We start from the raw sequence: 21,770 nt of genomic DNA, 5'->3' as shown, positions 1-21,770 counted from the left end.
GGATGCGGTCATCAGGCGTGCCTCCTGACGGTCTGCCGGGAGATGGTCCGGGCATCCAGGCCCGACAGGCCGCGCACGGCGACGTACGCCTTCTCGCGGCCGGGCAGGGAGACGCGGCCGCGCAGCACGGCGAGCGGGTCGCGCTCGATGCGGTCGAGCAGGCGCCGGTAGATGCCGGCCATCGCGGCGACGCAGGCGCCGCTGCGCCGGTCGAGCATGGGCAGCAGCCGGTAGCCCTCGGCGAACAGCGCGCGGGCGCGGCGGACTTCGTAGTGGACGAGTCCGGTGAAGTCGGCGCCGGGCGGCGGCGCGGCGGCGCGGAAGCCGTCCGCGCAGCCGAACTTGGCGAGGTCGTCGGCGGGGAGGTAGGTGCGGCCGTTGGCCGCGTCCTCGCGGACGTCCCGGAGGATGTTGGTCAGTTGGAGCGCGAGTCCGAGCGTGTCGGCGTACTCGGCGGCGCGTTCGGCCGAGCGCGCGCCGGGGGTGGTGCCGAAGATGGAGAGGGAGAGCCGCCCGACGGCGCCCGCGACGCACCGGCAGTACACCTTGAGGTCGTCCCAGGTCTCGTACGTCTCGCCGCGCACGTCCATCAGGACGCCGTCGATGAGCTCGTCGAGCGCGCCGAGGGGCAGCGGGAAGCGGCTCGCGGCGTCGCTGAGGGCGACGGCCACCGGGTCGGTGTCGTCCTCGTCGACGGCGTCCTTGCGGATCCGGTCGAGCAGGCCGCGGGTGGCGTCGAGCCGCTCCTCCTTGGCGACCGGGTCGAGCCGGCCGTCGCCGATGTCGTCGACGCGCCGCGAGAACGCGTACAGCGCCGACATGGCCTGCCGCTTCTCGGTCGGCAGCAGGCGGATGCCGTACGCGAAGTTGCGGGCCTGCCGGCCGGTGACGGCCTCGCAGTAGCTGTACGCGGCCTGCACCGGCGCGGACATGGGCGTCTGTCCTTCCACGATCCGGCTCACCCCTTTCTGCGCGCGCTTCGCAGGACGGCTCCGGTTCGGCGCAGCAGTCGCGGCTTGGTGGCCTTGGGCGGCCCGGGCAGTACGTCGTGGCCGGCGGCCGCGATCGCGTCGAGCTGGGCGTGTCCGCCGCCCACGAAGCCGGCGAGCAGCAGGCGGAGCCTGCCGTGGACGCTGCCGACGAGCGGGGTGCCCTCGTCCAGGAGGCGGCGGGCGCGCTCCGCCTCGTACGCGATGAGCGCGCGTACGGACGCGCCGGCGCGGGGGCGGGCGAGGTCGTCCTCGGTGACGTGGAACCGCTTCATGTCCTGGGCCGGGAGGTAGATCCGGTCGCGGCCGAGGTCCTCGGCGACGTCCTGGAGGTGCTCGACGATCTGGAGCGCGGTGCAGATGGCGTCGGAGAGGCGGACGCGCTCGGGGCTGGTGGTGCCGGTGATGCCGAGCACGAGGCGGCCGACGGTGTTGGCGGACAGCTCGCAGTACGCGGCGAGGTCGTCGTACGTCTCGTAGCGGCGTACCAGCTGGTCCTGGCGGTTGGCCGCGATCAGGCCGAGGAACGGCTCGGGCGGCAGGGCGTGGCGCCGCACGGTGGGCTGGAGGGCGCGCAGCAGCGGGTGGGCGGGGACGGAGTCGAAGACGCGGTACAGGTCGGCCTCGAAGGCGTCGAGGAGGGCGAGCCGGTCCGTCTCGCCCTCGGCGCCCAAGTGGCGGGCGTCGGCGCCGCCGGGGGCGAGGTCGCCGTCGCCGATGTCGTCGACGAGCCGGGCGTAGCCGTAGATCGCCATCAGGTCGTCGCGCCAGTCGGCGGGCAGGAAGAAGGGGGCCACGGGGAAGTTCTCGTGCGCGGCCTTGTCGAGTGTGGTGCGCGAGGAGGCGTCGGGGCGCACCTGCCGGGTGGCGGTCACCGCGGACTGCCCGGCGCGGGGACGGCGGGACTCTCGCGGAGCTGGAGATCTTCCGTCAATGCCGTCACGTCTCCCGTTCTACACTGCCGACCCAAAACAACCCATTTCGGACACGCCGCCGGCCCTCCGGAGTGACGGGGCCGGGCGGAATCGCCCCACTTGCCGTGACTTGCCGTGAATCGGCACCGGCACAGCTTACGTTGTACAACGGCCGGGCCCGCGTCGGGGCGTTACACACGGGGGAACACCAGCGCGAACGAACACGGCGCGAACCGCCCGTCGGAAGGGCCCCTGCCGAGTGCCGCGGCAGGGGCCCTTCCGGCGGGATCACGGCTTGGCCGTCTCCTTCTCGTACGCCTGGAGGACCTCTTCGGTCGGGCCGTCCATCAGCAGCTCGCCCTTCTCCAGCCACAGGACGCGGTCGCAGGTGTCCCTGATCGACTTGTTGCTGTGGCTGACGAGGAAGACGGTGCCGGCCTCCTTGCGCAGCTCGCGGATGCGCTGCTCGGAGCGGATCTGGAACTTCCGGTCGCCGGTGGCCAGGGCCTCGTCGATCATCAGGACGTCGTGGTCCTTGGCCGCCGCGATGGCGAACCGGAGGCGGGCACCCATGCCGGAGGAGTACGTCCGCATGGGCAGGGTGATGAAGTCACCCTTCTCGTTGATGCCCGAGAAGTCCACGATGTCCTGGTAGCGCGTCCGGATCTCCTCGGGCGACATCCCCATGGCCAGGCCGCCGAGGATGACGTTGCGCTCGCCGGTCAGGTCGCCCATCAGCGCCGCGTTCACGCCGAGCAGCGAGGGCTGGCCGTCGGTGTAGACCTTGCCGCTCTCGCAGGGCAGCAGCCCGGCGATGGCCCGCAGCAGGGTGGACTTGCCGGAGCCGTTGGTGCCGATGAGGCCGATGGCCTCGCCCCGGTACGCGGTGAAGGAGACGCCGCGCACGGCGTGCACCTTGCGCACGCCGCGCGACTCGCCCTTGTCGCGCCGGATTATGCGGTTCAGCGCGGCCGTGGCGCTGCCCTTGCCCGATGAACCGCCGTTGACGCGGTACACGATGTGCACCTCGTCGGCGATGACCGTGGGGACGCGGACACCGGCCGCGGCGCCGTCCCGGGTGTCCTCAGCCTCGGTGTTCTCAGCCACGGCCGTACCGGTCCTCTGCCTTCCAGAAGTACACGAAGCCCCCGACGCCGACGAGGACCGCCCACACCAGGGCCGCGAGCCAGACGTGCGCCGGGAGGTTCTCGGCGCCGTACCCGTCGATCAGCGCGAAGCGGATCAGGTCCATGTAGATCGCCGCCGGGTTGTACATCAGGACGTTGGCGATCCACTCCGGCTTGTCCGCGAGCATCACCCGGATCGAGAACATCACGCCGGACGCGTACATCCACGTCCGCAGGATGAAGGGCATCAGCTGGGCGAGGTCCGGCGTCTTACTGCCGAGACGGGCCAGGATCAGCGCGAGACCGGTGTTGAACACGAACTGCAGGGCCAGCGCGGGCAGGATCAGCAGCCAGCTGAGCGACGGGTAGCTGCCCATCGCCGCCACGATGACGAACAGCACGATCATCGAGTACAGCAACTGCTGGAGCTGCTGCAGGGCGAACGAGATGGGCAGGGAGGCGCGGGGGAAGTGCAGTGCCCGCACCAGCCCGAGGTTGCCGGAGATCGCGCGTACGCCCGCGATCACGCAGCTCTGGGTGAAGGTGAAGACGAACACGCCCGTCACCAGGAACGGGATGTAGACCTCCTTCGACATGCCCTTCGCGGCGTTCAGGATCAGGCCGAAGATCAGGAAGTAGATCAGCGCGTTCAGCAGCGGCGTGACCACCTGCCACAGCTGCCCGAGCTTGGCCTGGCTGTACTGGGCCGTGAGCTTGGCGCGGGAGAAGGTCAGGATGAAGTGGCGCCGGCCCCACAGCTGCCGGACGTACTGGGGCAGGCTGGGCCGTGCACCGCTCACCGAGAGGCCGTACTTGGCGGCCAGTTCCGCCGGGGACAGACCGTCGTCCGGAGATGGCGGGGCGGAGGCCGCGGTCACGGCGATCGCTCCGTCATGGGTTGTCTCACTCACCAGTTGAAACTTTCGTGTTCAAGATGCGCGGCGGGGGTGGGCGCGGGCCGGCCGGCGGGCCGGGTCCGGTGCGCCCGGGGTTTGTCGGTACGAGCTTGTCAGATGACCGGGGGCCGGCCCAGTCTGGTCAGCCGCCATACCGTACGCCACTTCATGGGCCGCCGGGGTCCGCAGGGGCTCGTCCAGCCCTCCTTGAACCCGCCGAACCAGGCCTTCAGCGCCGGAACGGAAGGGCGCCGCGCCAGCGTGAGCAGCAGCCAGACCCCGAGGTAGAGCGGCACCAGGGGCGCGGGGAGGTTCCGACGGGCCAGCCAGACCCGGTTGCGCGCGACCATCCGGTGGTAGACCGCGTGCCGGGAGGGCGCGGTCGCCGGGTGGAACAGCACCATGTCCGAGCGGTAGTCGATCATCCAGCCCGCGTCGAGCGCCCGCCAGGCGAGGTCGGTCTCCTCGTGCGCGTAGAAGAACTCGCCGGGGAGCTGTCCCGCGTCGGCGAAGACCTTCGTACGGACGGCGTTGGCGCCGCCCAGGAAGGTCGTCACGCGCGAGGAGCGCATCGGGTCGGAGGCGCGCAGCCGGGGCACGTGGCGGCGCTGGGTGACGCCGGTGTCCGGGTCGGCGATCCGGAAGCTGATGATGCCCAGCTTCGGGTCGGCGGCGAACGCCTCGCGCACCAGCTCGGCCGTGTCCGTGTTCGGCAGCAGGCCGTCGTCGTCCAGGAAGAGCAGGGCGTCCACGTCGCAGCCGTTCGGGCCGAAGGCCTCGATGCCGACGTTGCGGCCGCCGGGGATGCCCAGGTTCTCCGGGAGGTCGACGGTGCGCACGCCCTCGGGGACGCCGGTGACGGGGGCGCCGTTGCCGACGACGACGACGTCGATCGGGTCGCCGTCCTGCTTGCGGACGGAGTCGATCAGGGCGCGCAGGTCGTCGGGGCGGTTGCCCATGGTGATGATGACGGCGCCCAGCTTCATGGCACCCGGCTTCACGGCCCTCACCCCGCTCACCTCAGCCTGCTGGAGGCGAGGACCGACACCAGGTGCAGCAGCGTCTGGAGCAGCGCGATGCCGGCCAGCACCGCGACGCCGAGGCGCGAGAAGAACAGGTCGCCGCGGACCTGGTCCACGACCGCCAGCACCAGGATGAGCAGGGACGCCTCGATGCCGAGGACCAGCCGGTGGAACTTGAGCGCGGCGGCCGCCCGGCGGGCGAGCGCCATGCCGGAGGAGCGCGGCTCGGCGGCCGCGTCCTTGACCGGCGGCAGGCCGCCCTGGTGGCGGGCGACGCCGACCAGGTCGGTCTCCGCCTTGATCAGGATCGCGCCGAGCGCCGCGAGGGTGCCGAGGAAGGCCCACAGCCAGTCGATCCGGCCGCCGCCCCACAGGTCCGCGGCGCGCAGGCCGAAGCCGACGAGGACCGCCGCGTCGCACAGGTAGGCGCCGACCCGGTCCAGGTACACGCCGGAGAGCGAGAACTGCTTCTTCCAGCGGGCGACCTCGCCGTCGACGCAGTCGAGCAGCAGGTAGAGCTGGACCGCGACCACACCGAGGACCGCGCCCCAGATGCCCGGCACCAGCAGCGCCGGGGCGGCCAGCACGCCGGCGAGGGTCATCACGTACGTCAGCTGGTTCGGAGTGACCCGGGTGGTGACCAGGAGCCGCGTGATGCGCAGCGAGATCTCGCGCATGTAGAGGCGGCCGCCCCAGTGCTCACCGCTGCGCCGGTCCTTCACTCCCTCCGGGTGAACGACCGGGCGGAGTTCAGCTACGGATGGTCTTGGCATAGTCGGCGTACGCGTCCCTGATCTGGTCGGTGGACAGGTCGAGGTGCTCCAGGATGGTGAAGCGACCGGGTCGGGTCTGCGGTGCGTACTCCACGGCCCGGACGAACTCGTCCGCGGAGAACCCGATCTCCTCGGGCAGCACCGGCAGGCCGTGCCCGCGCAGCACCTCGGCGAAGAGCCCGGACTGCTCGTGGGCACCGCGCAGGTGCATCGCGAAGGCGGCGCCCAGCCCGACCTGCTCGCCGTGGAGCGCGGAGCGCCCCGGGAAGAGCAGGTCGAAGGCGTGGGAGATCTCGTGGCAGGCGCCCGACGAGGGGCGGGAGTCGCCGCTGATCGACATGGCGATGCCGGACAGGACCAGCGCCTCGGCCAGCACGATGAGGAACTCGTCGTCGTCCACGCGGCCGGGGTGGCGCAGCACGGACTCGCCGGCCGTGCGGGCCATGGCGGCGGCCAGGCCGTCGACCTGCTCGCCGGTGTGGCGGTGCGACAGCTCCCAGTCGGCGATCGCGGAGATGTTGGAGATCGCGTCGCCGATGCCGGAGCGGACGAACCGGGGCGGCGCCTCGCGGATCACGGCGAGGTCGATGACCATGGCGATCGGCGAGGGGACGCCGTAGGAGCCGCGGCCGTTGTCGTTGTCGAGGATCGAGACCGGCGAGCAGATGCCGTCGTGCGAGAGGTTCGTCGCGACGGCGACCATGGGCAGGCCCACGCGCGCCGCGGCGTACTTCGTCACGTCGATGATCTTGCCGCCGCCGACGCCGACGACGGCGTCGTACCGCTTGCCCTTGATCTCGTCGGCGAGGCGGACGGCGGAGTCGATGGTGCCGTCCGCGACGTCGTACCAGTCGGCGTCCGGGAGGAGCGGCGCGAGCTTCTCGCGCAGCGCCTGGCCGGAGCCGTTGCTGATCGCCATGGCGAGCTTGCCGGAGGCGGAGATGCGCTGGTCGGCGAGGAGGCCGGCCAGGTCGTCCATCGCGCCCCGGTGGATGTCGACGACGACCGGCGACGGGATGAGCCGGGTCAGTACAGGCACGCGATCTCACGGCCCTTCGCGAGGTCGTCGTGGTTGTCGATCTCGACCCACTTGACGTCGCCGATGGGCGCCACGTCGATCTGGAAACCGCGGTTGACGAGCTCCTGGTAGCCGTCCTCGTAGTAGAGGTCGGGGTCGCGCTCGAAGGTGGCCTTCAGCGCGTCGGCGAGGTCGGCGGCGGCCTCGGGCTCGATCAGCGTGACGCCGATGTACTCGCCGGTGGCGGTGGCCGGGTCCATCAGCTTGGTGATCCGCTGGACGCCCTTGCCGTCGGCGGTGATGACCTTCATCTCCTCGTCGGCGAGGCTCTTCACCGTGTCGAGGGCGAGGATGATCTTCCGGCCGTCGCCGCGGGCGGCGAGGAGGGTCTGCTCGACGGAGACCGGGTGGACGGTGTCGCCGTTGGCGAGGATCACGCCGCGGCTCAGCACGTCACGGGCGCACCACAGGGAGTAGGCGTTGTTCCACTCCTCGGCCTTGTCGTTGTCGATGAGGGTGAGCTTCAGGCCGTACGCGGCCTCCAGCTCGGCCTTGCGCGCGTACACGGCCTCCTTGCGGTAGCCGACGACGATGGCGGCCTCGGTGAGGCCGACGGCGGCGAAGTTGGCGAGGGTCAGGTCGAGGACCGTCTTCTCGCCGGTTCCCGCCGGGTCCACGGGCACGAGGGCCTTCGGGAGCGTGTCGGTGTAGGGGCGCAGACGCCGTCCGGCACCGGCTGCCAGTACGAGGCCGATCATGCGGGTTCTCCTTCGTCGTGTACTGCGGGTGCTCCGGAGGACACCCAGAAGCGGATGGACTCCACGAGCACGACCAGCGCGACGGCCACCGCGAGGACGGTGAGCGCGAGGCTGAGGTGGTCGCCTGCCGTCAGGGTCGCGGCGAGGACCGCGACCACGAGCGTGCGGCCCTCGTGGCCGCCGATCGTCCGCACCAGCCACGCGGGCGGCGCGCCGGTGCCGCCGCGGATGCGGTAGACCGTGTCGTAGTGATGGTAGGCGACGGCCGCGACCAGGCCGAATGCCGCGGGCAGGGCTCCCGGGGCCTCGGAGCGGGCGGCGAGGACCAGGATCGTGACGTACTCGGCGGCCCGGAAGACGGGCGGGACGAGCCAGTCGAGGGCGCCCTTGAGGGGGCGGGCGACGGCGATGCCGGAGGTCAGGGCGTAGCCGAGGGCCGCGACGACGGGCCAGGGGCCGCCGTAGGGCGCGAGGGCGGCGGTGGCGACGACCGCGGCACCGCCGATCAGGGCGGTGACGGGCGCGAGGGTCCGGCCGAGGTTCTTGAAGGCGTGGGCCAGGCCCTGCGCCATGGGTCCGGAGTCGGCGAGGTCCGCGAGCGCCCGGGCGGCGCGGTCGGTGCGGCGGGCCTTGCGGGTCACGGAGCGCAGGAGGCGGCCGGCGGTGGTGTAGCAGGCGGCGAAGGCGCAGCCGGCGAGGAGGGCGTAGAAGACGATGCGCGGCGTGGCGACGGCCGTCAGGACGGCGATCATGGCCCATCGTTCACCGATGGGCAGGACTATCATCCGGCGCGCCCAGACCGTCCAGCCCTTCGCGTCGAGCTTGTCGGAGAGGGCGGCGGTGGGGCTGGTGTTGGCGGTGGCGTCGTGGTTCGCCTCGTTGAAGGAGAAGTCCACGACGTGGCGGCAGGTCTGCAGGACCATCGCGCCGAGGGCCAGGGCCCACACGTCGTCCCCGCCGCGGGCGGCACCGAGGGCGAGGCCCGCGTAGTAGGCGTACTCCTTGGCGCGGTCGAAGGTCGCGTCGAGCCAGGCGCCCATCGTGGAGTACTGCAGCGAGTAGCGGGCGAGCTGCCCGTCGGTGCAGTCGAGGACGAAGGAGAAGAGGAGCAGCACGCCGGCCGCGACGTACCCGCCCCGGGTTCCGGTCGCCGCGCAGCCGGCCGCGATCAGCGCGGTGAGCAGCGAGGCGGTGGTGACCTGGTTGGGCGTGAGGCCCCGGCGGGCGCACCAGCGGGCGATGTAGCGCGAGTACGGGCTGATGAAGAAGGTGGTGAAGAACCCGTCGCGGGCCTTCACGGCGGAGCGCAGCCGTACGGCTTCGTCGTCGACGGCCTCGACGGCGTCCCGCGTCTCCTTGCGGCTCTGCGGGTCGGCCGGTACGGCGGCGACGAGGGTGCCGAACTCGGGCCGGTGGACGCCGACGCCGTCGGCGTCGAGCGCCTCGGCGAGGAGGTCGGGGAGGATACGGCCACCGCCGTCGGCGGCACCGGGCTCCGCGGCGGTCAGGGTCGTCAGCGCGCGGGTCAGCGCCGGGCGGGCCTCGGGCTGGGCCGTCAGGGCGCCGGGGGCCGTGGCCGCCGGGAAGCGGGGATCCGTCAGGGTGAGGCGGAGGGCGTGGACGTGGCCCACGAAGCGGGGGTCCACGACCGCGACGCGCTCGGCGGCCGGGACGGCGGCGAGCAGTGCGGCGGTCTCACGCGGGTCCGTGGCGATCCGGACGTCGAAGCCCAGCGACCGCAGATCGCCCTCGAGCGGCGATCCGGGTACCGGAGGACCGGTGAGGATGGCGGTCGACAGACGAACTCACTCCTTGGAGCCGAACGGGGACGGGTGCGGCGCGGCGGCACGCCGGCTGAGGCTATCCGATGAACGGAAGACGAAGTTCACCGAGGCGTGACCCCGGCTCGCAGCGGTGCGGGCGGCCGAGATCATCATGGTCGATCCCCGCCTCGGCCCACAAACCGCGCTCGGCCAGGGCATAGGCTGACCGTCATGACTTGGCTGATCACAGGCGGAGCGGGATACATCGGCGCCCATGTGGCGCACGCCATGGCGGACGCCGGTGAGCGCGTCGTCGTGCTCGACGAACTGTCCTCCGGCGTGCCCGCGCGGCTGCCCGCCGGGATCCCCCTCGTCCGGGGCGCGGTCGCGGACCGGGAGCTGCTGGACCGCACGCTCGCCGAGCACGCCGTCACGGGTGTGGTGCACCTGGCGGCGAAGAAGCAGGTCGGGGAGTCGGTCGAGCGGCCGCTCCACTACTACCGGGAGAACGTCCACGGGCTGACCGTACTCCTGGAGGCCGTGGTGGCCGCCGGGGTGCGGCGGTTCCTCTTCTCCTCGTCCGCCGCGGTGTACGGCGTCCCGGACGTGGAGCTCATCGGCGAGGACGCGCCGACCGCGCCGATCAACCCGTACGGCGAGACGAAGCTCGCGGGCGAGTGGCTGGTCCGTGCGACGGGGCAGGCGCACGGCATGGCCACCGGCTGCCTGCGCTACTTCAACGTGGCCGGGGCCGCGCGCCCCGAGCTGGCGGACACCGGCGTGTTCAACATCATCCCGATGTTCTTCGACCGCATCACGCGCGGCGAGGCCCCGCGGATCTTCGGCGACGACTACCCGACGCCGGACGGCACCTGCATCCGTGACTACATTCACGTCGCGGACGTCGCCGACGCGCATCTCGCCGTCGCCCGCCGGCTGGCCGGCCAGGACGGTCCCGGGGACCTGACCGTGAACATCGGCCGCGGCGAGGGCGTCTCCGTACGGGAGCTGGCGCGGGTCGTCGCCGAGGTGACCGGGCACACCGCCGAGCCGGTGGTCGGCCCGCGCCGCCCGGGTGACGCGGCCAGGGCCGTGGCGTCCGTCGAGCGGATCACCAAGGAGCTCGGCTGGACGGCGTCGTACGGCGTACGCGAGATGGTCGAGTCCGCCTGGGAGGGCTGGCGTCTACGCCACCCCGAGGCAGCCACCCGCTGAGTCGCCCACCGCTCTGACCTGCGGACATCACCGCAGGTCAGAGCATATGACAACGGTGTTCAGTCCCGGCTTGCACATACCCCCCACCCGTAGTTCACTGGCCGCTCGTACGAGGTGTTCGAGAGCAGCGGGAGGCAGGGGCATGGGGGCTGGGCACGGGCACGACCACGGGCACACGCACGGGGGCCCGCCGCCGACCGGCACGGCGGCCGCCGCGTACAAGGGGCGGCTGCGGATCGCGCTGGCGATCACGCTCTCGGTGATGGTGGCCGAGGTCGTCGGCGGCGTGCTGGCCGACTCCCTGGCGCTGATCGCCGACGCCACCCACATGGCGACCGACGCGGTGGGCCTGGCGATGGCGCTGATGGCGATCCACTTCGCCGGCCGCCCCGCCACCGAGAGGCGCACCTTCGGATACGCCCGGGCCGAGATCCTCGCCGCGCTCGCGAACTGCCTGCTGCTGCTCGGCGCCGGCGGCTACCTGCTGATCGAGGCGGTGCAGCGGTTCATCACGCCGGCCGAGACCAAGGGCGGGCTGGCGATCGCGTTCGCGCTCTTCGGCCTGGTCGCCAACATGATCTCCCTCTCCCTGCTGGTACGGGGGCAGAAGGAGAGCATCAACGTGCGCGGCGCCTATCTGGAGGTCGTCGCCGACGCGCTGGGTTCGGTGACCGTCCTGGTCTCGGCGGGCATCATCCTGGCCACCGGCTGGCAGGCCGCCGACCCGATCGCGTCCCTGGTGATCGGCCTGATGATCGTCCCGCGCACGGTGAAGCTGCTGCGCGAGACCCTCGACGTCCTGCTGGAGGCGGCGCCCAAGGGCGTGGACATGACGCAGGTGCGCGCCCACATACTGGCGCTGCCGAATGTGGAGGACGTCCACGATCTGCACGCCTGGACGATCACCTCCGGGATGCCCGTGCTGTCGACCCATGTGGTGGTGACCCAGAGCGCGCTGGATTCGGTGGGGCACGAGAAGCTGCTGCACGAGCTCCAGGAGTGCCTCGAAGGCCACTTCGACGTCGAGCACTGCACCTTCCAGTTGGAACCGAGCGGGCACGCGGCCCACGAGGCGCGGCTCTGCCACTGACCCGCCGAGGGCCACGCCGCTGAAGGCCACTGAGCCCTCCTGGTAGCGTGGCCCTTCCATGCCTGTGAGAGGAGCTGAGGTTGATGACCGTCGCGGTGAGCACCCCCTCGACCGTGAACCTCAGCTTCCGGGTTCTCGGCTGACCTGATCGCCTTCCTCGATCCCTACGTCGGCCGGGCCCGCCTCACCCAAGGGTTTCCACGTTGTCCGACAACGCTCTGTACGACGCCTTCTTCGCCCTGCACCACGGTCTGCCCCGGCAGGGCCCCGGCTCCGACGACACCACGCGCCGGCTGCTCTCCCTCGCCGCTGCCGCCGGTACGCTCCCGGCCCGGCCGCGCGTGCTGGACCTGGGCTGTGGTCCCGGCCGGTCCGCCCTGTTGCTGGCGGCGGAAGCCGGTCCGGCCGGCGCCGAGGTGACCGCCGTCGATCTGCACGAACCGTTCCTGGCCGAGCTGCGGCGGGCCGCCGACGCCCGCGGGCTCGGCGCCTCCATCCGCACCGTCGCCACCGACATGGCCGAGCCGCCGTACGCCGACGGGTCCTTCGACCTCGTCTGGGCGGAGAGCTCGGCGTACGCGGTCGGCTTCGACCGCGCGCTGCGCGCCTGGCTGCGGCTGCTCGCGCCCGGCGGCGCGCTGGTCCTCACCGAATGCGAGTGGACCGGCGGCGAGCCGTCCGCCGAGGCGCGGGCCTTCTGGGACGCGCACTACCCGCTGCGTACCACCGCGGCCAACACCGCCGCGGCGGTCGCGGCCGGCTACCACGTGGTCGGTACGTACGCCCAGCCCGAGAGCGACTGGGACGAGTACTACGGCCCGCTCGGCGAGCGCGCCGACGCGGCCGACCCGGCGGTGCCCGGCATGGCGGAGGCCCTCGCCGCCACCCGTGCGGAGATCGCCCTGCGCCGTGAGCACGGCGCGGAGTACGGCTACCGGGGCTACGTCCTGCGGCCGGCCGACACCCGACCGGGTATGAGCTGATCATCCGGAGTACTGCCCCCGCCTCGGTTTCGTACCGCTGTCGCGGTACGTCTCGGGGGCGGGGGCGGGGCGCCGGATCCGGTATCCGCAGGTCTCCGGGTCCCACCGGGTCCGAGCGGGTCCGACCGGGCCTGACCGCCCGTCACCCCGGTGGAGCAGACATCACGGGCGCGGGCCGACGTGAGCCGACAAGCGGCTTTTGTGCGGCAGACTGAGACTGCCCCACAGGGCACTGCCCCCCAGGGCCGGGAACGGAAGCGAAGGATGGTCATGCCGATCACACCAGCCACGGCGGCGAGCAGCTCGTCGAACGGAGTCAAGCCATCGATCATGCTCGAACTGGTCGACGAGGACGGCACCACCATCGGCACCGCGGAGAAACTGGCCGCCCATCAGCCGCCGGGGCAACTCCACCGGGCGTTCTCGGTGTTCCTCTTCGACGAGGCGGGCCGGCTGCTGCTGCAGCGGCGGGCGCTGGGCAAGTACCACTCCCCCGGCGTCTGGTCGAACACCTGCTGCGGGCACCCGTACCCGGGTGAGGCGCCGTTCGCGGCGGCCGCGCGGCGCGTGCACGAGGAGCTGGGCGTGTCGCCGTCGCTCCTCGCCGAGGCGGGCACCGTCCGCTACAACCACCCGGACCCGGCGTCGAGGCTGGTGGAGCAGGAGTACAACCACCTCTTCGTCGGGATGGTGCAGGCCACGCTGCGGCCCGATCCGCAGGAGGTGGAGGAGACGGCGTTCGTGACGGCGCGGGAGCTGGCCGAGCGGCACGCCGCAGAGCCGTTCTCGGCGTGGTTCATGACGGTGCTGGACGCGGCGCGCCCGGCGGTCCGGGAGCTGACCGGGGAGAGCGGCGGCTGGTGAAGCCGCTGCCCCCGGGGCCTCAGCCGGGAGGCAGGTCGCGGGCGTAGAGGCGGAGCAGCTCATGGAGCTCGTACCCGCCGGCCGGGGTCTGCTGGACCAGGCACTCGTCGAGCAGCTGGTCCAGCAGCTCCTCCGCCTCCCCCGGCCGGCGGGCTCCGCCGAGCGCGGGGCCGGGGGCGCCGGCCAGGCAGCGCAGCATCCGGCGGCGGTGCGGCGGCAGCCTGCGGTACGACGTGTCGAACGCGGCCCGGAGCGAGCGGCCGCCGGCGCTCAGCCGGTCCAGCCGGGCGTCCTCTGGCTCCAGGCGTGCCGCGAAGTCGGCGAGCCGCCACAGCGGCCGGGCCCGTAGCCGCAGCGCCGCCAGGGCGACGCCCAGCGGCAGCCGGCCGCACAGCGCGGCGATCCGCTCGGCGGCCGCCCGCTCGGCCGCCACGCGCTCCGCGCCCACCACCGCGGCCAGCAGCGCGACGGACTCCTCGACCGTGAACGGGCCGAGCTGCACCGTCCGCGCCCCGGCCGGCGCCCAGCCGGCGCGACGGCTGGTGACCAGGACGAGGGACGCCGGATCGCCCGGCAGCAGGGGGTCCGTCTGCCCGGCGCCGGTGACGTCGTCCAGCAGGATCAGCGGGGCCCGCCCGTGCAGCCGGTCCCGGTAGAGCGCCGCCCGCTCCTCCACGCTGTCGGGTATCCGGTCCGGCGGAACGCCCAGCATCCGCAGGAACCGCGCCAGCACGGTGGCGGGGTCCATCGGCACCCGTCCGGGCGCGTGGCCCCGCAGGTGGGCGAAGAGCTGTACGTCGCCCGCGTGGCCCGCCCGCACGATCTCGTGCGCCAGGCGCACGGCGAGCCGGGTCTTGCCGACGCCCGGCATTCCGGTGATGACGCAGACGAGCGGCGCCGTGGCCGCCTCCCACGCGCCGACCGCCTCCCGTACCCACGCGTGCACCCGGGCGCGCTCGGCCCGGCGCCCGGTGAACTCCGCGCTGTCGCCCGGCAGCGCCCGCACGGCGGGGGCGGGGCGGCGGGCGACCGGTGCCGCCACGGTCGGCGGGGCCGGTGCCGACGGGGGCGCGGTCGCGGACGCGGTCGCCGTCGCCGCCGTCGCCGTCGCGAGAGCCGCCGGGGCCCGGCCGCGGACCGGGCGGGAGGCGCCTGCCGGCGCGCCGTCGCGCGGTGCGGAGGCCGGTACGAGCCCAGGGGCGCGGCGGGGCGCCGGCACGGTGGCGGTGCGCGGGCCGTCCACCAGCCGGCGCCGTACCGCGGTGAGTTCCCCGCCCGGTGCCACCCCCAGCTCGTCGGCCAGCACCCTGTCCGCCTGCCGGTACACCTCCAGCGCCTCCGGGCGGCGCCCGGCCCGGCCCAGCGCCCGCATCAGGTGCGCGGCCAGGCTCTCGTTCAGCGGGTGCTCCGCGACCAGCGGGCGCAGCACCGTCACCGCCTCCGCCGGGCGGCCCTGGGCGAGCAGGACCTCGACGTACCTCTCGGCGACCGCGAGGCGCCGCTCGACCAGCCGCGCCGCCTCCGCCTGGAGCGCCGGACCCAGCGGGAGGCCCTCCAGGGGGCGGCCGCGCCACAGGGCGAGCGCCCCGCCGTAGTGCCGGGCGGCCGCGGCGAGCGCCCCGCCCTCCGCGGCGAGGGTGCCGCGCGCGGCCAGGTCCTCGAAGACCTCGACGTCCACCTCGCCGGTGCGGGCGCGCAGTTGGTAGCCGGGGGGCCGGGTGACCAGCAGCCGCGGCTCGCGGCCGTGGTCGCGCAGCCGCCGGCGCAGCCCGTTGACGTACGTGCGGATGTTGGAGCCGGGCGAGGCGGGGGGCTCCTCCCAGGCCGCGTCCATGACGTAGCCGACGCTCACCGTCTCGTTGGCGCGCAGCGCGAGTGACGCGAGGACGGCCCGCTGGCGCGGGCCGCCCAGGGGTAACGGCACCGTGCCGTCGTCCTCGTACACCTCCAGGGGACCGAGCAATCCGTAACGCATCTGGCGGCCTTCCGGTCAGTTGCCTCCGACATGGGCCCGCGTCGAGTCTCATTTTTCGCGCCTTCCACACCTGGGCCGGGAGATTGTCCGGAACTGGGTGATGTGCTGGCGAGAAGCGGTGCGGGGGCGCGCGGCGCCGCCGGGCGCGGTGGGGCCGGGCCGCCGCCGGGCGGGATCTGGGCGCTTTCTGGGCGGGGTCCGGTCGGCGGGACGCGCACGCTGTGGTCCTCCGTAACCGAGCCGGGAGGCCTGTGGTGCAGCACTACCAGTGGTTGAGCGAGAGGTTCTTCAGCAACACCGTGGACGGCCTGGGCACCGTGTCGTTGCCCGCCGTGGCGGACGCGGTCGAAGCGCTGGACGGCGTACGGCGGCGGGGTGGCCGGGTGTACGCCATGGGCAACGGCGGCAGCGCGACGACGGCCACCCACCTCGTGTGCGACCTGGTGAAGACGGCGCGGCGGCCGACCGAGCCGCCGCTGCGGGCGTTCGCACTCGCCGACAACATCGCCCTGCTGACGGCGTACGCCAACGACGTGTCGTACGCCGACGCGTTCGTCCGGCAGTTGACCGACAACGCCGAGCCCGGCGACGCGGTCGTGGCGATCAGCGCCAGCGGGCGGTCGCCCAATATCGTCGCCGCGCTGCGCGCCGCGCGGCGGATGGGGCTGGTCTCCATCGGCATGCTGGGATGCGGCGGCGGGCCGGCCGCCGAGCTGGTCGACATCCCGCTGGTCGTCGGCTCTGACGACTTCGGGGTGATCGAGACGGCGCACATCGCGATCGTGCACGCCTTCGCCGATGTGCTGCGGGCCTCCGGTCCCGGATCCCTCGGTGTTCCCGAGCGGGTCGGCGCCGGCGCGACGGCGCGTACGCCGTGACGGGCCCGGCGCCCCGGGACGTGGTGCTGGTCTCCGATCGGGGGCCGGTGCGCTTCACGGACCGCGGCGGTCTGCGGCCCGAGCGCCGCAACGGCAGCGTGACCGCCCTGCTGGACCGGATCGGCGGGGCCGTCGACCCGCGCAGCGTCACGCTCCGCTGGGTGGCGCCGTCGGACGCGGAGGCCGACGCGCGCGCGGCGCGGCTCGGGCTCTTCCACGGCCTGGGCGCGGAGTTGGGCTACCGCTACGAGGCCGTGCCGGTCGACCCGGAGGCGTACCGGGGCTACTACGACGACGCCGGCGTCAACCTCCTGTGGACGGTGTGGCACGGCATCGAGGACGAGGTGCCCGTGCTGGTCGACCCGCGCGAGCCGCTGCGTTCGCTGGCGGGCTACCGGACCGTCAACGAGACGCTGGCGGCCCATGTGGCGCGCGGCGCGCCGCCCGGGGCGGTGGTGGCGTGCCACGACTACCAGCTGCTGCTCCTGCCCGGTGCCGTACGCCGTCGGCGCGACGACCTGTGGATCAGTCACTTCAGCCACACGCCTTTCCCGGCCCGGGAGTCGTGGGCGCGGCTGCCGCACCCGCTCGTCCCGACGCTGGTCCACGGCATGCTCGGCGCCGACCTGCTGGGCTTCCAGCGGCCCGCGTGGGCGCGGCGGTTCCTGGAGTGCTGCGCCGCACTGGGGCTGGCCGTCGACCACGAGCGGGGCCTGGTCGCGTCGGGGCGGGGGCGCGCCACGTGGGTGCGGTGCTACCCGGTGACCGTCGACGGTCCGGCGCTCGCCACCCGCGCCCTGGCGCCGCGCGTCACCGAGTGGGCGGCCAGGACCAGGGACGAAGACCCACGCGCGGTGATCGCCCGCGTGGACCGCCTCGACCCGGCGAAGAACGCGCTGCGCGGCTTCGAGGCGTACGCCCGCCTGCTGGACCTGGACGCGGGGCTGGCGGAGCGGGTCCGGTTCGTGGCCTGCCTGGTCCCGTCCCGGGAGCGGGTGCCGGCCTACCGCGACTACCGCGACCGGGTCCGGCGCACGGTCGAGGCGGTGAACGCCCGCCATCCCGGGGCCATCACGGTCCACGAGGGCGACGACGCGGAGCGCGCCCTCGGCGTGCTGCGCGCCCATGACGTGCTCCTGGTCAACGCGGTGGCGGACGGGATGAACCTGGTCGCCCAGGAGGGCGCGCTCCTCACCGAGCGGGACGGGGTGACCGTGTTGTCCGCCGGTACCGGCGCCGCCGACCTGCTCCCCCGGGACGCCACGGTGCCCCTGGAGCGGCCGCGCGACGTCGAGGCGACGGCGGACGCGCTGTACACGGCGCTGACCCTGCCGCCCGGGCGGCGGCGGGCCATGGCGGCCCGGGCCCGCGCGGCGGTCGCGCACGCCGACCCGGTCGACTGGCTGCACGACCAGCTCGCCGACATCGCCGCGATCCGGGCCGGGCGGGCCCCGTCGGGGCTCGGCTTCCCCCATGAGGTGGGGCGGGCGGTGGCGGAGGGGGTGTCCGTGCCATGAGCGGCGCCGACTCTTCACCCGTCGCGGTTCTTTTCGACTTCGACCACACGCTCTTCGCGCACGACGACAGCCCGCGGTGGGTACTCGACGCCTGCCGCGCCGCGGGCCACGACACCGGCGGGGCGGCGCCGCGGGCGCTGTACGACCGGATGCTCGCGGAACGCCGTACGCCCGGTGTCACGGCCGCGATGCGGGGCTGCCAGCGGTCCGCCCCCGCCCACCGCCGCGCCCACCTGGCGTGGTTCGGGAGGGCCGGAGCGGACGAGGAGCTCGCGCGGGCGCTGTACGCGCGGCTGCTCTCGCCGGAGGCGTGGACTCCGTACGAGGACGTCGGCGCCACCCTGGCGGCGCTGCATGCCCACAACGTGCCGGTCGGCGTCGTCAGCAACGTCGGCTGGGACATCCGGCCCACCTTCGCCGCCCACGGCCTCGCCGGGTACGTCGGCGCCGACGCCTTCGTGCTGTCGTGCGAGGAGGGCGCCGAGAAGCCGGATCCGGGGCTGTTCCGGACGGCGTGCGCCCGTCTCGGGGTCCCGCCGGGGCGGGCGCTCATGGTCGGTGACGACCCGGTGAACGACGGCGCCGCCGTCACCGCCGGCCTCCGCGTCCATCTGCTGCCCGACCGGCCGCCGGGCGCCTGCCGGGGCCTGGCCGGCGCGGTCCACCACGTGCTCCATGCCGCTACCCACACCCGTCGAATCCGTCACACTCCGCAGGGAGAACCGCATGCCTTCCACTGACCGCGCGTGGGCGCACGTCCCCGAGGACGTCCTCGCCCCCTTCCGTACCGCCGCCGTCACGGGCGGGTCCGGCTTCGTCGGCCGCCACCTGGTCACCGCGCTCGCCGACCACGGCGTACGGGTACGGGTGGTGGACCTCGTCGCCCCCGACGTGCCCTTACCGGGCGCCGAGTTCCACCAGGCCGACCTGCGCGACCCGGCCGCCACCGCCGAGGCGCTGGGCGGCGTCGACGTCGTCTTCCACCTCGCGGGCAACCCCAGCGGTACGCGCTCGCTGCTGGACCCGCGCTTCGACTTCCGGATGAACGTCGAGGCCACCTTCAACGTCGCCGAGGCGTGCGCCCGTTCGCGTACCCGCCTGGTGCACCAGTCGGCGGCCTCCGTCTACGGGCCGCCGACGTACAGCCCCACCGACGAGGCGCACGCCAAGGACCCGATCCTGCCGTACGGGGCGCACAAGCTGTGCGGCGAGGCCATCATCCGGGGCCTGGTCAAGACCTGGCACCTGCCCGCCTCGATCGCCCGGCCGTTCGTCATCTACGGCCCCGGCGAGGACCCGCGCCGCGCCGAGGGCGAGGTCTCGCAGTTCCTGCGCTGGCACCTCAACGGCAAGCCCATTCCGGCGGTCGGCGACATCGACCGCAAGAGCCGCGACTTCGTCCACGTGGAGGACATGGTCAGCGGGCTGCTGTACGTCGCGGGGCGCGCCGAGCCGGGCGAGGCGGTCAACGTCGGTTCCGGCACCGACACGTCGCTGCGGGAGCTCGCCCGGACCATCGGCGAGGTGACCGGGAGCGAGGCGGTGCTGGAGGCGGACGCCACCGTCCTGGACGACAGTTACGCCCTCGTCGGCGACATCGGCCGGGCCCGCGTCCTCGGTTACAGCCCGCACGTGACGCTGCACGACGGGATCGCGGCCCTGGCCCGGGAGCTGGGCGACCGGCCCGAACTGCCCTCCATCACCTCGAGCTTCCAGAAGGAGGCCCCGCAGGAAGCCCCGGAGAACCGCGGATGATCTCCACACGTACGGCCGTCGCGGCCGCGTTCGTCCTCAACGGCATGGTGTACGGGTCGTGGGTGGGCCGGGTCCCGGCCCTCGCCCACCAGGTCGGCGCCGACGAGGGCGCCCTGGGTCTGGCCCTGCTGGGCCAGGTCGCGGGGCTCCTCGCGGGAGCCACCTTCGCCGGGTGGGCGTGCGCGGCCCTCGGTACGCGCCGGGTCACGCTCACCGCGCTCCCGGCGATGTGCCTGGCGCTGGTGGTGCTGTCGCTGCCGGGCGGGTACGCCCTGCTGGGGGCGGCGTTCTTCGTCATCGGCTTCACCGTCGGCACGCTGGACGTGGCGATGAACATCTGCGCGGTCTTCGTCACCGCCCAGGTGGGAAGGCCGCTGATGTCCTTCTTCCACGGGGTGTTCAGCACGGGCGCGGTCGCCGGTTCGGCGGGCGCCGCCCTCGCGGCGTGGGCCGACTGGGGCACGCGTCCTCACTTCCTGCTGGTGGCGGCCGTGGCGCTGGTGCTGGTGGCCGTGTTCGGGCGCCACCTGCCGACGGTGGGAGCGGAGCAGAAGGCCGCAGGACGGGCCGGCAAGGGAGGGGACGCTGCGGCGCCTCGCCCCGTCCGGCAGGTGATGCTGTGGCTGATCGCGTTCACCCTCTTCTGCGCCGCGATCGGCGAGGGCGCCATGGCGAACTGGTCCGTCCTCTTCCTCGACACCGAGCGCGGCATGTCCGCGTCGGCGGCCGCCGCCGGGTACACCGTCTTCTCCGTGACCACCGTCGTCGTCCGCTTCCTGGGCGTCCGGCTGGAGGAACGGCTGGGCCCGTACCTTCTGCTGGGCCTCTGCGGCACGACCGCCGCCGGCGGCCTGCTGATCGCCGTCGCCCTGCCGTGGGCGGCGGCCGGGTACGCGGGTCTCGCCCTGGCGGGCCTCGGTTTCGCGCTGGTCTTCCCGGTCGCCATCGGCCAGGCGGGCAAGCACGGCCAGAGCCTCGGCACCAGCGGCGAGCGGGAGGTGGGCTTCGTGTCCTCCGTCGCGTACGTCGGGCTGGTGACGGGGCCGCCCGCCATCGGGGCGCTCGCACACGCCACCTCGCTCTCGGTGGCGCTGGGGTGCGTGGGCGGCGTGGTGGCGCTGGTGGTGGTGTTCTCCCGGCTGGCCGCCCGGCACGGCGCGCGGACCTCCGCCCCGCCGGGGCGGGTTCCGCCGGAACCCGGCGACGAGCGCCCGGAGCCGACCGTGCCGCAGGGGACGACACCATGACACCGGCCCCTCCCCCGGTCCGGTGGGGCGTGCTGTCGACCGGGCGCCAGGCGGCCGCGTTCGCCGAGGACCTGCTGCTCCTCGACGACGCCGAGGTGGTCGCGGTCGGCTCACGGACCGCGTCCTCGGCGCGGGCCTTCGCGGCGCGGTACGGGGTGGAGCGGGCCTACGGCGGCGGCCCGGGGAAGCTCGCCGCCGACCCGGACGTCGACCTCGTGTACGTGGCGTCCGTCAACGCCGCGCACCACGGCGCCGTCCGGACCTGCCTGGAGGCGGGCAAGCACGTGCTGTGCGAGAAGCCCCTGACCACGAACGTCCGGGACGCACAGGACCTGATGCGGCTGGCCGAGGCGCGGGGCCTGCTCCTGATGGAGGCGATGTGGACGCGGTGCCTGCCCGCCGTACGCCGGGCCGCGCGGCTGGTGGTGGAGGGTGCCGTCGGTACGCCGCACCTGCTGCGCGCCGCGACGGGCGGCCGCGCCCCGGCGCCCGCGCTGGCCCGGCTGCGTGACCCGGAGGGCGGCGGGGCGCTCCTCGACTCGGGCGTCTACCCGCTCGCCCTCGCCGACCTCCTGCTCGGCACGCCCCAGTACATCGACGCCCGCTCCCTGTCCACGGCGCCCCTCGTGGACGACACCACGGCCCTGCTGCTGGGCTACCCGTCCGGCGCCATGGCGGAGCTCGCCTGCTCCTTCGCCACCGAGCTTCCCGCCCACGCCGACCTCTCCGGCAGCGAGGCCCGCATCGAACTGCCCGCCCCCTTCTACGCCGCCGACCGCGTCCTCCTCCACCCGGCCCGCGGCCCGTCCCGCGCCTGGCACCTGCCGCCGACGGGACGCGGCTACACCCACGAAGCGAGCGAGGCGATGCGCTGCGTCCGCGCGGGCCTGACCGAAAGCCCCCTGGTCCCGTGGTCGGCGACGCTCGGCGTGCTGACGGTGACGGACGCGGTCAGGAGGGCGTAGCCACCCTGCCGTGTCGGGCAG

At 73.8% G+C, this 21,770-nt stretch carries 19 protein-coding genes and 1 pseudogene; 10 read left to right on the top strand and 10 right to left on the bottom strand.

The window, feature by feature from the left end; all coding sequences use genetic code 11:
• Positions 1–11: 11 nt before the first annotated feature.
• The 9 genes from hpnD to ACIRNI_RS16525 all read right to left on the bottom strand — a co-directional run bounded on the left by hpnD (position 12) and on the right by ACIRNI_RS16525 (position 9,296).
• Positions 12–962 (bottom strand): presqualene diphosphate synthase HpnD, encoded by a 951-nt coding sequence (hpnD, locus tag ACIRNI_RS16565; RefSeq protein WP_403552112.1) that lies wholly within the window; start codon positions 960–962, stop codon positions 12–14.
• Positions 959–1,864, bottom strand: coding sequence for a squalene synthase HpnC (gene hpnC / locus ACIRNI_RS16560; protein ID WP_403552111.1), 906 nt, complete (start codon positions 1,862–1,864; stop codon positions 959–961). The genes hpnD and hpnC overlap by 4 nt, the downstream gene beginning before the upstream one ends.
• A 327-nt stretch (positions 1,865–2,191) precedes the next feature.
• A complete protein-coding gene (locus ACIRNI_RS16555) occupies positions 2,192–3,010 on the bottom strand; it encodes an ABC transporter ATP-binding protein (RefSeq protein WP_403552110.1) in 819 nt (272 codons plus the stop codon).
• On the bottom strand, positions 3,003–3,941 hold the full coding sequence (locus ACIRNI_RS16550) for an ABC transporter permease (protein ID WP_403552109.1): 939 nt from the start codon (positions 3,939–3,941) through the stop codon (positions 3,003–3,005). The genes ACIRNI_RS16555 and ACIRNI_RS16550 overlap by 8 nt, the downstream gene beginning before the upstream one ends.
• Positions 3,942–4,039: 98 nt before the next feature.
• Positions 4,040–4,912 (bottom strand): glycosyltransferase family 2 protein, encoded by an 873-nt coding sequence (locus tag ACIRNI_RS16545; protein WP_403552214.1) that lies wholly within the window; start codon positions 4,910–4,912, stop codon positions 4,040–4,042.
• Between the two features lie 29 nt (positions 4,913–4,941).
• Entirely contained in the window at positions 4,942–5,721 is a 780-nt protein-coding gene (locus ACIRNI_RS16540; RefSeq protein WP_403552108.1) for a CDP-alcohol phosphatidyltransferase family protein, read from the bottom strand.
• A complete protein-coding gene (locus tag ACIRNI_RS16535) occupies positions 5,699–6,760 on the bottom strand; it encodes an iron-containing alcohol dehydrogenase family protein (RefSeq protein WP_403552107.1) in 1,062 nt (353 codons plus the stop codon). The genes ACIRNI_RS16540 and ACIRNI_RS16535 overlap by 23 nt, the downstream gene beginning before the upstream one ends.
• The gene (locus ACIRNI_RS16530; protein ID WP_403552106.1) at positions 6,748–7,497 is read right to left on the bottom strand and encodes a sugar phosphate nucleotidyltransferase; all 750 of its coding nucleotides are present in this window, start codon (positions 7,495–7,497) and stop codon (positions 6,748–6,750) included. The genes ACIRNI_RS16535 and ACIRNI_RS16530 overlap by 13 nt, the downstream gene beginning before the upstream one ends.
• The gene (locus ACIRNI_RS16525; RefSeq protein WP_403552213.1) at positions 7,494–9,296 is read right to left on the bottom strand and encodes a DUF5941 domain-containing protein; all 1,803 of its coding nucleotides are present in this window, start codon (positions 9,294–9,296) and stop codon (positions 7,494–7,496) included. The genes ACIRNI_RS16530 and ACIRNI_RS16525 overlap by 4 nt, the downstream gene beginning before the upstream one ends.
• Before the next feature lie 195 nt (positions 9,297–9,491).
• Between ACIRNI_RS16525 and galE the strand changes: the two genes are divergently transcribed.
• The 4 genes and pseudogenes from galE (at position 9,492) to idi (ending at position 13,412) form a co-directional block, all read left to right on the top strand.
• Positions 9,492–10,475: a UDP-glucose 4-epimerase GalE gene (galE, locus tag ACIRNI_RS16520; RefSeq protein WP_403552105.1), complete on the top strand. Its 984-nt coding sequence runs from the start codon at positions 9,492–9,494 to the stop codon at positions 10,473–10,475.
• A 142-nt stretch (positions 10,476–10,617) separates the two neighbouring features.
• Entirely contained in the window at positions 10,618–11,565 is a 948-nt protein-coding gene (locus tag ACIRNI_RS16515; RefSeq protein ID WP_403552104.1) for a cation diffusion facilitator family transporter, read from the top strand.
• 203 nt (positions 11,566–11,768) lie between these two features.
• Positions 11,769–12,533: pseudogene (locus ACIRNI_RS16510) on the top strand (class I SAM-dependent methyltransferase); the annotation flags it as partial.
• 285 nt (positions 12,534–12,818) lie between these two features.
• Positions 12,819–13,412, top strand: a complete 594-nt coding sequence (gene idi / locus ACIRNI_RS16505) for an isopentenyl-diphosphate Delta-isomerase (protein WP_403552103.1) — start codon at positions 12,819–12,821, stop codon at positions 13,410–13,412.
• A gap of 19 nt (positions 13,413–13,431) precedes the next feature.
• Here idi and ACIRNI_RS16500 read toward each other — a convergent pair whose 3' ends face one another.
• Entirely contained in the window at positions 13,432–15,387 is a 1,956-nt protein-coding gene (locus tag ACIRNI_RS16500) for a BTAD domain-containing putative transcriptional regulator (RefSeq protein WP_403552102.1), read from the bottom strand.
• A 254-nt stretch (positions 15,388–15,641) separates the two neighbouring features.
• Between ACIRNI_RS16500 and ACIRNI_RS16495 the strand changes: the two genes are divergently transcribed.
• From ACIRNI_RS16495 to ACIRNI_RS16470, 6 genes are read left to right on the top strand one after another with little or no spacing between them, the layout of a single operon-like run.
• Positions 15,642–16,265, top strand: a complete 624-nt coding sequence (locus ACIRNI_RS16495; protein ID WP_403552101.1) for an SIS domain-containing protein — start codon at positions 15,642–15,644, stop codon at positions 16,263–16,265.
• On the top strand, positions 16,262–17,782 hold the full coding sequence (locus tag ACIRNI_RS16490) for a trehalose-6-phosphate synthase (RefSeq protein ID WP_403552100.1): 1,521 nt from the start codon (positions 16,262–16,264) through the stop codon (positions 17,780–17,782). Before ACIRNI_RS16495 ends, ACIRNI_RS16490 begins: the two co-directional genes overlap by 4 nt.
• Positions 17,779–18,522: an HAD family hydrolase gene (locus ACIRNI_RS16485; protein WP_403552099.1), complete on the top strand. Its 744-nt coding sequence runs from the start codon at positions 17,779–17,781 to the stop codon at positions 18,520–18,522. Before ACIRNI_RS16490 ends, ACIRNI_RS16485 begins: the two co-directional genes overlap by 4 nt.
• The gene (locus ACIRNI_RS16480; protein ID WP_403552098.1) at positions 18,509–19,537 is read left to right on the top strand and encodes an NAD-dependent epimerase/dehydratase family protein; all 1,029 of its coding nucleotides are present in this window, start codon (positions 18,509–18,511) and stop codon (positions 19,535–19,537) included. The genes ACIRNI_RS16485 and ACIRNI_RS16480 overlap by 14 nt, the downstream gene beginning before the upstream one ends.
• Positions 19,534–20,784, top strand: coding sequence for an MFS transporter (locus ACIRNI_RS16475; RefSeq protein ID WP_403552097.1), 1,251 nt, complete (start codon positions 19,534–19,536; stop codon positions 20,782–20,784). The genes ACIRNI_RS16480 and ACIRNI_RS16475 overlap by 4 nt, the downstream gene beginning before the upstream one ends.
• Entirely contained in the window at positions 20,781–21,749 is a 969-nt protein-coding gene (locus tag ACIRNI_RS16470; protein ID WP_403552096.1) for a Gfo/Idh/MocA family protein, read from the top strand. The genes ACIRNI_RS16475 and ACIRNI_RS16470 overlap by 4 nt, the downstream gene beginning before the upstream one ends.
• Positions 21,750–21,770 lie beyond the last annotated feature (21 nt).

The organism is Streptomyces sp. NPDC093546 (genome assembly GCF_044765045.1).
In the GTDB taxonomy this organism is placed as follows: domain Bacteria; phylum Actinomycetota; class Actinomycetes; order Streptomycetales; family Streptomycetaceae; genus Streptomyces.
This window is presented reverse-complemented; position numbering and strand designations above follow the sequence as displayed.